The 14,280-nt window shown below is 67.3% G+C and carries 13 protein-coding genes; 1 reads left to right on the top strand and 12 read right to left on the bottom strand.

Annotation, left to right across the window (positions count from 1 at the left end; translation table 11 throughout):
* Positions 1 to 63 precede the first annotated feature (63 nt).
* The 12 genes from JWP60_RS07260 to JWP60_RS07205 all read right to left on the bottom strand — a co-directional run bounded on the left by JWP60_RS07260 (position 64) and on the right by JWP60_RS07205 (position 13,192).
* Entirely contained in the window at positions 64 to 618 is a 555-nt protein-coding gene (locus JWP60_RS07260; RefSeq protein ID WP_299788466.1) for a GspH/FimT family pseudopilin, read from the bottom strand.
* Positions 618 to 3,881: a PilC/PilY family type IV pilus protein gene (locus JWP60_RS07255; RefSeq protein ID WP_299788463.1), complete on the bottom strand. Its 3,264-nt coding sequence runs from the start codon at positions 3,879 to 3,881 to the stop codon at positions 618 to 620. The genes JWP60_RS07260 and JWP60_RS07255 overlap by 1 nt, the downstream gene beginning before the upstream one ends.
* An 18-nt stretch (positions 3,882 to 3,899) precedes the next feature.
* A complete protein-coding gene (locus tag JWP60_RS07250) occupies positions 3,900 to 4,424 on the bottom strand; it encodes a pilus assembly PilX N-terminal domain-containing protein (RefSeq protein WP_299788460.1) in 525 nt (174 codons plus the stop codon).
* Positions 4,421 to 5,659: a PilW family protein gene (locus JWP60_RS07245; protein WP_299788457.1), complete on the bottom strand. Its 1,239-nt coding sequence runs from the start codon at positions 5,657 to 5,659 to the stop codon at positions 4,421 to 4,423. Before JWP60_RS07245 ends, JWP60_RS07250 begins: the two co-directional genes overlap by 4 nt.
* Positions 5,656 to 6,237, bottom strand: a complete 582-nt coding sequence (locus JWP60_RS07240; protein WP_299788454.1) for a prepilin-type N-terminal cleavage/methylation domain-containing protein — start codon at positions 6,235 to 6,237, stop codon at positions 5,656 to 5,658. Before JWP60_RS07240 ends, JWP60_RS07245 begins: the two co-directional genes overlap by 4 nt.
* On the bottom strand, positions 6,231 to 6,617 hold the full coding sequence (locus tag JWP60_RS07235) for a type IV pilin protein (protein ID WP_299788451.1): 387 nt from the start codon (positions 6,615 to 6,617) through the stop codon (positions 6,231 to 6,233). Before JWP60_RS07235 ends, JWP60_RS07240 begins: the two co-directional genes overlap by 7 nt.
* 211 nt (positions 6,618 to 6,828) lie before the next feature.
* Complete coding sequence (locus JWP60_RS07230; protein ID WP_299788447.1) at positions 6,829 to 8,352, bottom strand: amidohydrolase family protein; 1,524 nt, start codon at positions 8,350 to 8,352, stop codon at positions 6,829 to 6,831.
* Between the two features lie 11 nt (positions 8,353 to 8,363).
* Entirely contained in the window at positions 8,364 to 9,158 is a 795-nt protein-coding gene (locus JWP60_RS07225; protein ID WP_299788444.1) for an ABC transporter permease, read from the bottom strand.
* Positions 9,151 to 9,945: an ABC transporter ATP-binding protein gene (locus JWP60_RS07220; protein ID WP_299788441.1), complete on the bottom strand. Its 795-nt coding sequence runs from the start codon at positions 9,943 to 9,945 to the stop codon at positions 9,151 to 9,153. The genes JWP60_RS07225 and JWP60_RS07220 overlap by 8 nt, the downstream gene beginning before the upstream one ends.
* Positions 9,942 to 10,919 (bottom strand): ABC transporter substrate-binding protein, encoded by a 978-nt coding sequence (locus JWP60_RS07215; RefSeq protein WP_299788438.1) that lies wholly within the window; start codon positions 10,917 to 10,919, stop codon positions 9,942 to 9,944. The genes JWP60_RS07220 and JWP60_RS07215 overlap by 4 nt, the downstream gene beginning before the upstream one ends.
* Positions 10,920 to 11,088: 169 nt before the next feature.
* Positions 11,089 to 12,522 carry an FAD-binding oxidoreductase gene (locus JWP60_RS07210; RefSeq protein WP_299788435.1) on the bottom strand — a complete coding sequence of 478 codons (1,434 nt, stop codon included), beginning with the start codon at positions 12,520 to 12,522 and terminating at the stop codon, positions 11,089 to 11,091.
* Positions 12,515 to 13,192, bottom strand: a complete 678-nt coding sequence (locus tag JWP60_RS07205; RefSeq protein WP_299788432.1) for an aspartate/glutamate racemase family protein — start codon at positions 13,190 to 13,192, stop codon at positions 12,515 to 12,517. Before JWP60_RS07205 ends, JWP60_RS07210 begins: the two co-directional genes overlap by 8 nt.
* A gap of 99 nt (positions 13,193 to 13,291) precedes the next feature.
* On the opposite strand from JWP60_RS07205, the gene JWP60_RS07200 reads away from it, so the two are divergent.
* Positions 13,292 to 14,236 (top strand): LysR family transcriptional regulator, encoded by a 945-nt coding sequence (locus JWP60_RS07200; protein WP_299788429.1) that lies wholly within the window; start codon positions 13,292 to 13,294, stop codon positions 14,234 to 14,236.
* Positions 14,237 to 14,280 lie beyond the last annotated feature (44 nt).

Below are 14,280 nucleotides of genomic sequence, written 5' to 3'. Positions count from 1 at the left end.
CGAGTTCGAGTCCGACCTCCCGTAGCAGCGCTGGTATGAGCGGCTGCGACGTTCGCGCCACCCTCAGGCGCAAGCGCCCGTGTGCGCGGTCACGACGGCTGTGCGGCCGGTGCCGGTCACGGTCACCCGGCGCTCCTGGTTCCCGGGCTGCGGACTGAAGCGGCACAAAGTCATCGTCAGCTGGTTGACCCCCACTCCACTAGCTGGAAACACCAGGCTGTAGCTGCCGGTATCGGTGGTGAAGTGATAGTCGCTCGCCAGCGCTGGCCGCCTTTGCAGCACAAGGTTGGACGTTCCGCTCGCCGCACACATGTTCGCATTCGAGGTGGAGGCCGGACACATCACGATCCAGCCCTGTGCCCATGTCGCGCTGCTCGCACAGGTAGCGCCGTCGGTGGAGGCGCAAACCGTCACCTGGGCGTTGCGCTTGATGGCCTCGCTACGTGCGAATTGCGCGGTTCCGATGAACTCATTGGTGTACGACGCAAGCCGGTTCGTCAGCATCGCGGACCCGAAGGATGGCACTGCCAGGCTCAGGAGCAACGCGAGCAGCGCTACGCACACCAGCAGCTCGATCAGAGTGAAGCCCGCGCATGAGCGCTGGCGCAAGCTGCGCATCACTTCTTCTCCAGGTACCAGAAAAGCCGGTTCTTGGCGCGCGCGATGCTGGCCACCTGGCTGGCTTTACGGCCTTCCAGAGGCGAGACGGCGGAGCACCCGACGCAGAATGGCACCGCCTTGCCATCGATGATCACCGTGCCGGCGACGGGTGAAGGCGGCAGGCCGTCACCCGAGATCTCGGCGAAGCGGGTGTCGCTCACCGGGTCTGCGTTCTTGTAGCTGACGTTGTAGACCAGGCTCTTGCCCAGGTTGTTGCTGCAGGTGTTCGCGCTCACAGCCGGCTGGTGCGTGCTGAAGGTCGTGATGCCAAACTGCGTGATCGCGGATGTCACCACCTGCTCGGTCGGCGCGAGTGCCAGTTCCCAACCTTTCTTGGTGCCGATGGAAGCGTTCGAAGGCGTGCTGCCCGTGATCTGCTGGAGCGAGCTCAGGCACAGGAAGTTGTTGCCGCTGCCGCACTGGTCCTTCAGCCAGCCGCTGTTCCCCGGCTGGTCCTGCAGCATGAAGAAGTAGTTGTTGACGCCGTTGGAGGCGCCATATTGGACCGTTGGTTTTTCGCGGTCGCCAGAACCGATCAGCAGGTCGAACGTGGTGCCATCGGTGCTAACCACGCTGGGCTGGAACATGAACTTGCGGTTGGCGGTGCAAGGCGCCAGCGTGTCGCATCCAAGCTTCGCGACCGGCGTCATGGTCCAGGCACCGACGCTGCTTGCCGTGAAGTCCAGGCGGTACACGACGCCACCCAGGTCGGCGATGTATCCGTATTTCGCCATGCCATCGGGAGCCACCACCGTGGCTTCGGCAATGACGCCACGCGGGACGCCGCCGGTGTACGGGGCCGCCGTCGGGAACTGCGTCACGATGTGGCCATCCGTTGCGTCGATCACATACACGCGACTGCCCTTGGGGCTTCCCGTGCAGCTGTTGTTGGCGCCTCCGGAGCCCGTGTCGGTGTCCTCGCAGCTGTCATAGCCCCCACCCGTCAGCAGCAGCGGAGTGGCCCCGGAGTTGTAGCCCGCCGCGAACATCACCTTGGGCGCACCCCAGGTCTGGCCGATGCCGCTGTAATCGGTGCTGCTGCCACTGGTGCCGCAATCCGTGCTGGTGAGGTCGGCGCTGGAGCAGCCCTTTTTCCACAGGAACGCGGGAGCGCCGGGCGTGGTGACATCGAAGGCGTAGATCGCCCGGCCGCCGCGTCGCATGACGGCATAGAGATAGGTCTTGGCCGCGCCGTTCAACGTGCCCTTGAACGCCACGACGGGGCCGTCCACTCCGTAGGGCTTCGGCAGCGCCGAGGTGGCGCTGGTGCCCCGGAAGTACACCGGCGTGGTGTCGTCGTAGATGCGCTTGATCGACCCGTAGAACTCGGGCGGCATGAAAGACCAGAGCTCAGCGCCCGCCGCATAGCTGGTGCCGGCGGACGTGAAGGAAGTGGCCTGGTTGCCGTTGACGGCATGCAGCAGGCCGTCGTTCGCGCCGTAATACACCACCACCTGCGGCGCAGCGTCCGTGCCGTAGTTGACCGCGACCGGCCGCGAGTGCATCACGTCCCCGTGCACCGACGGGCGCATGACACTCGTCCCCTTGAGCAACTCGTTCTGGGTGTTCAGGCCACGAGACCAGTCCACCAGCGTAGCCGCGTCGCTGCTCGCCAGGCCGGGACCGAAAAGCGCAGCAGCCGGGGCGCTGCTCGAACTGTAGTTGCTCCAGCTCGTGCACGTCGCCAGCGTGCTGCCGCAAGTCTTGACGACGCGCGCTGCGGGTGCCTGCTGGCGGAGCGTGAACGCCTGGGCGCCCTTTTCCACGATGTTGCCATCCGGGTAATCCGAGGACGCCGAAGTGGGGACAGTGAGGCAGCCGCCGCTGGGGGCGCTCCCCCAGTACTGCTGGTTCGTCGTCGTCGCAGGAGTCCAGTAGCTGCGTGCGCAGGACGTGACAAAGCCTGTGTTGCTGTTGATCGCGGCTTGAGCGTCGGCGTCCTGGGTCTGCAGGGCGCCGCTGCTGTCGTAACCGAGCTGATATTGCTTGAGGTTGCCGTACCACCGCGGCAGGAACTGCGCGTCGGGGCGGAACATGCCCACGAAGATCTGGTTCAGGTACGAGCCCTGCGTGTTCACGCTCACCGGCAGCGAAACCGATGCGAACACGCTGTTGACGGAGATGATGTTGCCGACTGCAGCCTGGAACGCCTTCACGAGGCTGGTGTAGTCGCTGGTCGCGTAGAAGTCCCCGCCGCCCAGCTGTGCGAGCCGCTGCAGCCAGGCGGAGTAGCTGGGCAGACACGACGATCCGAGCAATCCGATGCTCGTGGTCTTGATGCCAGTCATTGCAAACATGTACAGGGACCAGTTCAGGCCCCAGGAGCCCTGCGTCTCCGCATCTCCCGGGAAGGTGTAGCTCGAACTGCTGCCCGAGGTGCAGACGATCTGGCTGGAGCCCAGCCCGTACTTGGCGCTGACCGTATCGTTGTACGAACTCAGTTGCTGCGCCGTCGGCTGCGGGTTCGCGTACTTCCCGCTCGCGCTGTTGGAGCCGCTGACCAGGTACTGCTTGGGCCCCTTGGCATTGGTCTGGTCGGAGGGACTGGTGTTGTTGCGGAAGGCGTCACCGATGTAGATGACGTAGTTCTTGCCGCAGCCGACGGAGGGCGCCGTATAGGCATTGCCGGAGATGCCGGTGGCCCCTTTGTAGAAAGCCCAGGCCTCCTGCATGATCGCGCCGCTGGCGAGTCCGTTGACCTTGATGTTGTAGTTGCTGTTGCCGCTGCGCTGCCAGCTGCGGATCCAGTTCAGGAGGTTGGCTTTGACCGCGGGGGTAAAGCCAACCATGTTCACCACGGCGCATCCGCCGAGGCCGCTGCTTGGACAGGCGGAGAACGTGTTGTTCGTGGGGTCGTAGCGGTTCAGCCCCGTGGCGTTGAACATCATGAAGCCGATGTCGAAAGTCGCCGTGTTGTTGGCCGGCAGGCTGCTGAGTGCCGAATACAGCGCGCATTGCTCCACGCCGCCTGCAGTGCCGCTCAGCGCAGTCGGACTGGTGCCGGTGCCGTCAACCGCTACGGTGCCGTTCGCGTCGATGCTGCACGCCTGCGAAGCCGAGGCGTCGAAGCTTGCGGCGTTGTCGAACACCACGAGGATGTTCGCCGCGGCCACGGAGTTGGGCGAGGCGAACAGGTCGGTGTCCTCTGCCAGCGCCGGGCGCTGGAGCAGCGCCGACGCGAGCAGGATCGGCAGGAACTTCAGGAGTCGATGAAGGGCCATGATTCTTTTTCTGGAGGGCTAGGACGCGAACAACGAGAGCCCGCAGGGCACCACGTACGTCTGGTAATCGGATTCCTGCATCGGCAGGCGTACGCCGTGGTGGATGACCACGGACGCGCCGGTAGCCACGTCGGCCACGGTGGCGGTGAGCTCCCAGTCGACGATGTAGGTACCGGCGCTGGTGCCGCCACTGCCGGTCTCGTAGCCGCTGGGAGCGTCCTGCGAAACGCGTGCAACGCGCAGCGGGCACTGAGGGATGGCAACGGTGACCGAGTAGTCCGGCGTACCGTCCTTGTTGATGTCCACGCTCGAGCTCACCGTGGTGTTCAGGGCAGTGAGGAAGGAGCCGCTGACCACCTGCTCCAGGGACCGGTTGGCCGCGGCGATGGCCTCTTGCCGGAACTGCAGGTTCGTCACCGAACGCACGTCGGACGTACTGAGCACGTAGGCGCTGACCACGACCACTGAAATGATCATCAGCATGATCAGGGCAACTATCATCACCGCGCCGCGCTGCAGCCGTTGTGGGGAAACGGACTTCATGGCGGGGGCACCTCGCGGCGCATCGAGACGTTGTTCAGCCGGATAGCGTCGGTGTAGACGTGACGCTTGAAATGGTCGTTGAAGGGGGCGACAGTGCTGCCTGCCAGGCTGTAGGTCTTGGCATCCACGTAGCCGGGCGTGGGGCTGCCCGCTCGCGCGAGAATGCCGACCGTGACCGCCACTGTGTTGGCCAGATTGAACGGTCCCTGCGCGGGATCGCTGCACGGGGCGGCGGCGTCTGCGCAAGTCAGGTAGGTATCGGCGTTGCCGTCGCCACGGTTGGTCGGCGTGTAGCGGTCGCTCGTGCTGGACCACCCCACATCCCGCTGGAACGAAGCCGTGTTCAGCGCCGTGCCAGTGCCGCCCGCGGTGGCGGGCTTGCTCACGTTGTCGACTGCCAGCTGAAGCCGCAGGGCTTGCACACCGTCCACCAGCGTCTCGGTCTGCTGATGGCCGAGGCTGCCGCCGGCAAGCTGGAAGCGCGTGCGCACCAGTGTGGGAACCGAGTCGCCGGGCGTGATGAAGTAGTTGCGCACCCAGTAGATCGTCGAGGTGAACCGGTACAGGGGTGCCGCGGCGGTGCAGGTCGCGTCCTTGAGGGCCAAATCCGCCGCCGTGGCGCTCAGGATCCAGGTCGCCGCGTCATTGGGGCAGCGCGAGAGCTGGAAGAACATGTTCCCCGCCGTGTTCAGGCACTCGGGATCGCCGGCGCTGGCGCTGGCCACGCACGGGGCCGCATGGCGCACCACCAGGACATCGCTGTTCGGTTGTGCCACCGCGGGCGTGATGATTCCGGAACATACGGGCGAGTCCCCGGTCGCGGAGACTTCGTACACCTGCAGCGGGATCCCGATCAGCCCCGCCTTGTAGTCAGTGTTCCACGTCGAGACGGCAGCGCACGGATCGGGCAGCGCGGTGGGAAATGCGACGGTGGTCGCACTGTTTGCCGTCCCGGCGTCGCCGGCGATGCTCAGGTCGTCGAAGGTTGGCACATACCCGCCCCAGAAGCCGGCATGGCCGAGGTCGGCCGCAACAAGCTGTTGCGCCATTCGCCCGTTCTCGATGACGGAGTTGGTTCGCGCAAGTTCAGCCTGGTTGCGGTTCACGTTGATCAAGAGCGTGAGCAACGCGAGCACGATCAGCAGGGACAGCGTCACCGCGACCATGAGCTCGACCAAGGTGAAGCCGCGCTGGGGGTGAAGGCGGCGGCTTGGTTGGGCGCGTCTCTCGCTCATGTGAGCGTCGCGATTCGCACCACCGTCGTCGCGGTGCGGCGGCACAGGTCGTGGGCGCAGGTGCTTCCGTTGTCGTACTGATTCGCGCCGCAGGTGAGGGACGCCGGGGGAGCCGCGATTGGCGTGAACCCCTGCCAGACCACTGTGACGAGATAGTCGCCGTCGGATGAAAGCTGGACGCAGCCGCGGGCGCCGATCATGACGCCCTGCCGCATGGTGGCGCCGCCGACGACGGTCGTTTCGCCGGCGCCCTGCAGCTCGGTGCACCAGTCCGCCAGGTCACGTTGCGCGCGCGACGTTCCGCTCAAGCTCGTGCAGTCCGCCCCCGAGCCCAGAGCCGAACTGGCGCCGCTCACGTAGGCAGCCGCGTTTGCGCGATTGGTGGCGATGCGAGTCGCCATCTCATTGAGCAGCATCAAGGCCTGGCTGCGCTGGTAGGCTTCCATCTCGGAGATCTGCATTCGCACGTGCAGACCGGCCATGCCCAGCAGTCCGAACGCAATGATCACCAGGGTGATCAGCACCTCGACCAGGGTTGCACCACGGACACTGCGGCGGACAGGTGCGCGCACTACCATTTGTCCGCCGGGGTCTTGGTGCCGTCGCTGGCTATGGTGAGCGGGCCATCGCTCGCCTGCCCCGCGTATGGCGTGAACGTGACGGTAAATGCAGGCGGCGAGCTGACGACTGCAATCTCGTAGGTGTAGCGGGCGCTGACGTCGGCCGGCAAGGCGTAGCCGCTCGCCTCCAGGTCCGGCTTGGCCGCGTAGCTGCGGTTGGCCAGGAGAAACTGCTGCTCCCGGTTGGCGATGTCCATCATCTGCGCCTTCGCTGATGCGCGCGCCGATGTCCGGATGTGCGACAGGTAAGACGGGTACGCCACCGCCGCAAGAGTGGCGACGATCGCGCATGCGACCATCAATTCAATGAGCGTGAAGCCACGGTTCCTGGGGCGCATCCGAGTTGTTGTTTGTTTTTGTGGAAGTGCGCGAGCGTATGTGGCCAAGTAGCAGATTTCGCCCTCGCCCGGACCTTCGGTCGAAGAACCGTGACAAGTGGTACTTGACTAGGCGCGTGCACTTAATACCGATACGTAGAACCTCTTAACCCGGAAGGCTCAAGGAGCTGCCGGGAGAGGCGTTTAGCGTCTCTGTCGCGCGCAAGTGCCTTCACTGGCAGTGCTGGCAGCCTCCGTACCGATGCACGTGGAACGGTTCCGCGGCCAGGCCGGGGCAGAAGCTGCCTACCACCGGCTCGAGTCGCGCATACAGCTCGCGGTTGCCGTGGTTGAGGCGCTCGAGGCGCTCGACTGCGGCTTGCGCCTCACGCGCGAGCCGATCGAGATCCACGTACAGCAGCTTGCGGTCCTGCACCACCATCCGGCCACCGACCATCACCGAGTGCACCGCGCCGCCGTCCTCGACGTGCACCAGCGAGTTCGTGATGTTGTTCAAGGGGATCAGGTTGATGTGACGGGTTTCGAGGAACACCACATCGGCCTTGTACCCGGGCGCGATGCGCCCCAGGCCGTCGCGGAAGCCCAGTGCCTGGGCGCTGCCGACCGTGGCCGCGTGCAGCACTTCGTCGGTGGTAATCCAGTTCTGCCAGTCCGGGCCCTGCACCTTGGACACCATGGAGGCGAGGCGCATCGCCTCGTACATGTTCTGGTTGTCGGAGCAGTTCGAGCCGTCCGTGCCGATGCCGACATTGACGCCGCATTCCAGCATGCGGCGCATGCGCGCCAGGCCGCTGCCCAGGCGCATGTTGCTGCCCGGGTTGTGGGCGACCGAGGCGCCCTTGTCGCCCAGCCGCCGCATGTCGTCGTCGTCCAGCCAGACGCCGTGCGCCACGGTGAAGTCGGGTCCGATCAGGCCCAGCTTGTCCAGGTGGGCCACGAGCGTCGTGCCGTACTTGCGCATGCCTGCGATCGCCTGGACCTTGGACTCGGACACGTGCGAGTGCAGCGCCAGCCCGTGCTCGCGCGCGAGGTCGCGGCAGCCGGTCATGAACGCGTCGGTACAGTGGTGCGGAATGGTCGGCGCGATCGCCAGCCGCACCTGGTCACGATCGCACTGCCAGCCGCGCACCGCGTCGCGCATCGCCTGCAGGGTCACGTCGCCCGGGGCCATCCGCATGCGCCCCACCTCGTGCTGCAATGCCGGCGGCAGCGCCTCCATCAGTCCGGGGATCGCCTCGAAGAAGCTCAGGTCGGCCACCATCGGCGCCAGCACCGCGCGCATGCCCGCCTGCGTGTAGGCTTCGGCGGCCGCCTGCAGGCCGTCCACCGTGGGACAGGGAAACTCGAAGGTCAGGTCGTAGCACGCGGTGCAGCCTTTCAGCAGCATTTCGGCGGCGCCGATCAACGTCGTGAGGCGCTTGTCGTCCGCGCTGCGATTGCCGCTGATCCACGGTCCGGCGGTGAGCAGCAGTTCCAGCGTCCAGCGATCGCCCATGCCGCGCGCCAGGTTGCCGTGGCCGTGCGTGTGGGCGTTGACCAGGCCGGGATGCAGCAGCATCCCAGCGGCCTCGATGACGTGCGCGCCGGCGGGCACGGTCATGCCCGGAGCGCCGATTTCGTGGATGGTGTCGCCCTTGAGCAGGAGGTCGGCGGCGCGCGGCCGCGGCTGCTTCGGCTCCACCAGGCGGCCGCCGCGGATGACGGACCATTCGGGCGCAGTGTTCGATTTCGGCATGGTTTTGCGACTCAGTGAACTTCGCGCGCGACACCTGCCGCGCTCCAGGGAAACAGCCATCGCTCCAGCACCACGATGGCCTGGAACAGCACGATGCCCATCAAGGACAGCAGGATCACCGCGCCGAAGGCGAGCGGCACCTTGAAGAAGGCGGTGGAGGTGACGATCAGGTAGCCCAGGCCCTGGTCGGCGTTGACGAATTCGGCGACCACGGCGCCGACCACGCACAGCGTGATCGCCACCTTGAAGCCGCTGAAGATGAAGGGCACCGCGTAGGGCAAGCGGATGCGCAGCAGTTCCTGCCGCCAGTTCGCCTTGCAGGCCCGCCCCAGCTCCAGCAGTTCGGCCGGCACCGCCAGCAGGCCGGTGGAGATCGAGATCACCAGCGGGAAGAAGGCGACCAGGAAGGTGACGACCAGTCGCGGCCACTCGTTGGCGCCGAGCATCACCACCAGCAGCGGCGCCAGGGCCACCTTGGGCACCGATTGCGTCAGCACCAGCAGCGGGTAGATCGCATCGCCGATCGTGCGCGAGGAGCTGATCGCCAGCGCCACCGGCAGGCTGAGCGCCACCGAGAGGAGAAATCCCAGCAGCACGGTGCGCAGCGTCGCCAGGCCGTGGCCGGCCAGGTTGCCGGCGACCTTCCAGCATTCGACGGCGATGCTGCTCGGGGCCGGCAGCAGGAACTCGCGGATCCCGAGCGCGCGCACGAGCACCTCCCATGCGATCAGCAGCAGCAGGATCGCACCAGCCGGCACCGCCACTTCACGCGCCAGCGCCGCCGGACGCCGTTTCGCTTCAGCCATGAATGGACTCTCCCTTGCGGCGCAGGATCTGCGCGCGGATGCGCTCCGAGGCCGCGGTGAAGGCCGGCAGCCCGGTCATCGCAAAGGCGCGCGGCCGCGGCAGGTCGATGTCGATCACGTCGGCAATGCGCCCGGGCCGCGAGGACATGACGACCACCCGGTCGGCCAGCAGCACCGCCTCCGAAATCGAGTGGGTGACGAACACCACGGTCTTGGGGCGCACCGCCCAGATGCGCAGCAGCTCCAGGGTCATCTCCTCGCGCGTGAGCGCGTCGAGGGCGCCGAACGGTTCGTCCATGAGCAGCAGGTCCGGGTCATTCAGCAGCGCGCGGCAGATGGCCACCCGCTGCTGCATGCCCCCGGAGAGTTCGCGCGGCGAACGCTTCTCGAAACCCTGCAGCCCCGCCACGTTCAGCAGCTCGTGGGCCGCGGCTTCGATCTCCGGGGTGACCGCCTTGCCGGCGACCCGCAGCGGGAAGAACACGTTCTCCAGCACGTTGGCCCACGGCAGCAGGGTCGCCGCCTGGAACACGATCCCCGTGCGCTCGCGGGGCTCCTTCAGCAGTTGACCGCCGACCGTGACCTGGCCCGCGCTCGGCTTGATCAGGCCGGCGACGATGCGCAGGAGCGTCGACTTGCCGCAGCCCGAGGGCCCCACCAGCGCGACGAACTCGTTGGCCCTAATGTCGAGGGAGACCGAGTCCAGCGCGATCATCCGCTCGCCGTCGGAGGAGTCGAAGTGGCGCGACACGTGGTCCACGCGCACCGTGGCGCCGGCCGTGCTCATTTGGCCGGCAGGAAGCGGGTGTCGACGGCCTGGGCCGGGTCCCACTTCGGGTCGAGGTCCTGCGAGGCGGCGACCGCCGCCCAGGTTGCCTTCAGCCGCTCCGGCGTCACCTGGCCGAAGCCGCTCTTGCGCTGGTCGTCGTTGAAGACGAATTCGAGCGTGGCCTTCAGGCTGTTGAGGCAGTCGTCGAGGTCCACCTCCGGCACCTTCTGGACGTGCAGCTTGCACGCTTCCACCTGGTTGTCGCGCGCCCATTCGAACGACCTCCGGGCGGCGCGCAGGAACTTCTTCACCGTCTCGGGTCGCTGCTGCAGCGTCTGGTCGGACGCGATGAGGGACGCCGCGTAGATGGCGAAGCCACTCTGCACGAAGGGCAGCACGACGATCTCCTCGCCGGCCTTCTGCGCCGCCTTGTTCTGGTAGTAGCGGTGCATCGAATAGAACGGTGCGGCATCGATGTTCTTCGCGAACAGCTGCGGGCCCAGGGCCCCGCCGTCCATGTTCACCCAGGTGACCTTGGCGGCGTTGGTGCCGGTGCGGGCGGCGACCTGCGGGAAGTACACCTGGTGGCTGTTCCCCGGCGTGGTGCCCACGCGCTTGCCTTCCAGCTGCTTGAAGCTGGTGATGCCGGAGCTCTTGAGCACGAACATGGAGTGCGGAGAGTAGGTGTAGACCGCCGCGATGGTCTTCACCGGCAGCTTGGCGCGCGCACGCGCGGTGAGCACCGCGCCGATGTCGGAGACGCCGAAGTCCGCCGCGCCCGCGGCCACCTTGGCCGCGGTGTCGCCGCTGCCGTAGCCCCGGGTGATGGTGATGTCCAGTCCTTCCTGGGCCCAGATGCCCTTGACCCAGGCGCCGTAGTAGGCGGCGTGCTCGCCCGACGCGACCCAGTCGGTCTGGAAGCGAATTTTCTCCTGCGCGCTCGCGCCGAAGCACAGCAGCAGAGTGGTCGCCAATGCGAGGGACTTCTTCATGGGGACTCCTGAGGGGATGCGATCGCCGGATGATGGTGCGCGGGCACGGGCTTGTCGCATGCCGATTTGTGCGGCGGCCTTAACGAGGCGTTAAGGGCGGCGCAGCCGCCACGGCCATTTCGAACCGGCCGGCGACAGCGCGTCGATATCGATCTTCACGGCCACGCCTTCACAGCAGCTTGCCGGGGTTCATGATCAGGTTCGGGTCCAGGGCCCGCTTGATCGCCAGCATCAGGTCCATCTCCACCGGCGACTTGTAGCGACGCAGCTCGTCGCGCCGCAACTGGCCCACGCCGTGTTCGGCGCTGATGCTGCCCTCGTAGTGCGCCACCAGGTCGTGCACCACGCGGTTCAGCCGCAGCGTGTTCTCCTTGACGGCCGTCGGCGCCAGGCCCGCCGGCAGCAAGACGTTGTAGTGCAGGTTGCCGTCGCCGACGTGGCCGAAGTTGATCACCTGCGCGGCCACGCCGGCCGCGGCGGTCGCGGCGTGCACCGCGCTATCGGCCTGCCGCACGAACGCCGGCAACGCGGAGATCGGCAGCGCGATGTCGTGCTTGACCACGGGGCCGGCGCGCACCTGTGCCTGGGAGATACCTTCGCGCAGCTTCCAGAAAGAGGCCGCGTGGGCCTGACTGGCGGCGACCACCGCGCCCTCCCCGACCAGGCCGTCTTCCGTGGCCTGCACCAGCGCGTCCTCGAGCATCTGCTGCAGGCCCTGCGACTCGGTGTCCGCGAATTCGATCAGTGCGTGGAAGGCGCTGGCGCCTGCCACCGGCGCACGCGTGTCGGCCACATGCGCGAGCACCAGGGCGAGCGCCGCGGCCGACATCATCTCGAAGGCGACCAGGCGCTCGCCGCAGCGCGCGCGCAGGCCGGCAAGCAGGTTCACCAGGGCCCCGAGATCGTTCGCGCCGACCCAGGCGGTCGCGCGCGCCGTCGGCCGGGCGAACAGCTTGAGCACCGCGCCGGTGATGATGCCCAGCGTGCCTTCGGAGCCGACGAACAGGCCGCGCAGGTCGTAGCCGGTGTTGTCCTTGCGCAGGCCGCGCAGGCCGTTCCAGATGCGGCCGTCCGGCAGCACCACCTCCAGGCCCAGCACCAGGTCGCGCATGTTCCCGTAGCGCAGCACCCCGATGCCGCCGGCGTTGGTGGCCAGGTTGCCGCCCACGGTGCAACTGCCCTCGGCGCCGAGGCTCAGGGGAAAGAAGCGGCCGGCCTCGCGGGCGGCTTGCTGCGCGTGCGCCAGGACGACCCCGGCATCGACCGTCAGCGTGTTGTTCACGGAGTCGACGGCGCGGATGCGGTTCATGCGCGTGGTCGCGACGATCACCTGCGCGCCGCTGCCATCGGGCGTGGCGCCGCCGCTCATGCCGGTGTTGCCGCCCTGCGTGACGATCGGCGTGTGCTCGGCGCGGCAGACGCGCACCACGGCCGCGGTTTCGGCGGTATTGGCAGGCCGCACCACCACCGGCACCTGGCCCTGCCACTTTCCCAGCCAGTCACGCGTGTAGGCGGCCTGGGCCTGCGGCTGCGTGACCAGGCCCGCAGGGCCGACGACTGCGCGCAGCTGCTCGATCAGCCGCGGGTTGGCGGACTCAGTCATGCCGCGCTCCATGCCAGTCCAGCCGCACCCGGCCGATGGCCATGGCGACGGCCGCCTGGCTCGGTTCGACCACCGGGAGCGCCAGTGCGTCCTGCAGCGCGTCGCGGTAGGCGGCCATGCCCGCGCAGCCCATCACGATCACGTCCGCGCCCTTCTCGTCGCGCAGGCGCCGCCCGGTGGCGATCATGCGCGCCAGGGTGGCTTCGCGGTCGCCGAGTTCCGTCACGCCCAGGCCGATCGCCAGCTCGCCGGCGAACCGGTCCAGCAGCCCCATCGCCCCGTAACTGCGCAGGTGGCGCGGAATCGAGCCGTCCAGGATCGCGATCACGCCGAAACGCTGCCCCAGCGTCAGCGCGGTGAGCAGCCCGCACTCGCTGATGCCCAGCACCGGCGTGCCGGGCAGCGCCTCGCGCACCGCGTGCAGGCCCGGGTCGCTGAAGCACGCGATCACCACGGCCGCCGGACGGTGCAGCGAGCGCGCAAGCTGCACGAGCGGCAGGGTGACGGATTCGACGTCGTATTGGGTCTGGATGCCGGGCGGCCCGGACTCCAGCGTCAGGCACTCGATGTCCGGGCCGTCCGCACTGCGCAGCGGCGCCATGGCTGCGGCAATGCCCGCGGTGACCGCGCGCGTGCTGTTCGGGTTGATCACGTAGATGGAGCGCGTCATGGCGTTGGACTCTATGCGCGAACCGGCGGCATGCTCCTTGCTCATTCGTTCGCAGCCCTTAACTTCTTGTTAAGCGGTGCAGCCCTGCAAGGAGAACGCATGACATTGAACCTGCGCCAGATCGAGATCTTCCGGGCCGTGATGACCACCGGCTCCATCAGTGGCGCCTCGCAATTGCTGTTCGTCTCGCAGCCTGCCGTCAGCCGGCTGCTGTCGCACACCGAGCAACGGGTGGGCTTTTCCCTGTTCGAGCGCATCAAGGGGCGGCTGTACGCCACGCCGGAAGCGAAGAAGCTGTTCCACGAGGTGGAGTCGGTCTACAACGCGGTGCAGCGGGTCAACGACCTCGCCAACGACCTCGCGAAGAACCGCTCCGGGATCCTCAACGTGGTGTCGAGTCCCAGCGTGGGCCAGATGCTGATCCCCGAGACGCTGGCCCTGTTCAAGAAGCGGCACCCGGACGTGAAGCTCACCTTCCAGTGCCTCAATTACTCGCACCTGAAGGAGCGCCTGCTGCACCGCCAGGCCGACCTGGGCATCATCATCCTGCCGATGGAGCATCCCAACCTGGAGATGACGCCCCTGTGCCGCAACCGGCTGGTGTGCATCCTGCCGTACAACCACGAGCTGGCGCGCCGCGCCACGCTCACGCTGGCCGACCTGCGGCCCTACCCGCTGATCTCGTACGAAAAAGGTACGCCCCTGGGCGGCATGGTGGCGCGCATGTACCAGGAAGCAGGCGAGCCCTTGTCGGCCGCGATGGAGGTGGGCTCGCCGCAGAACGCCTGCCCGCTGGTGCAGTTGGGCGCCGGCGTGGCGCTCGTCGACGAGTTCTCCGTGCGCAGCTGGTCCGGCAGCAGCCACATCGTGGTGCGTCCGATCGCCCATGCACCGATCCTGCAGGCCAGCCTGGTGCATATGCGCTTCGAGCCGATGTCGCAACTCACGCAGGCCTTCGTGGCGCAACTGACCGAGCTGGTGCAGCAGCAGGGGTTCGGCATGGCGGCCAACGAGGAGCCGACAGCGCTGGCTCTGGCCGCGTGAGTGCCGGCACCGCCCGCGCCGCTCGGCGACCTTAACCGCAGGTT

It is taken from the genome of Ramlibacter sp. (genome assembly GCF_028291745.1).
Taxonomy (GTDB): Bacteria; Pseudomonadota; Gammaproteobacteria; order Burkholderiales; family Burkholderiaceae_C; genus Ramlibacter.
This window is presented reverse-complemented; position numbering and strand designations above follow the sequence as displayed.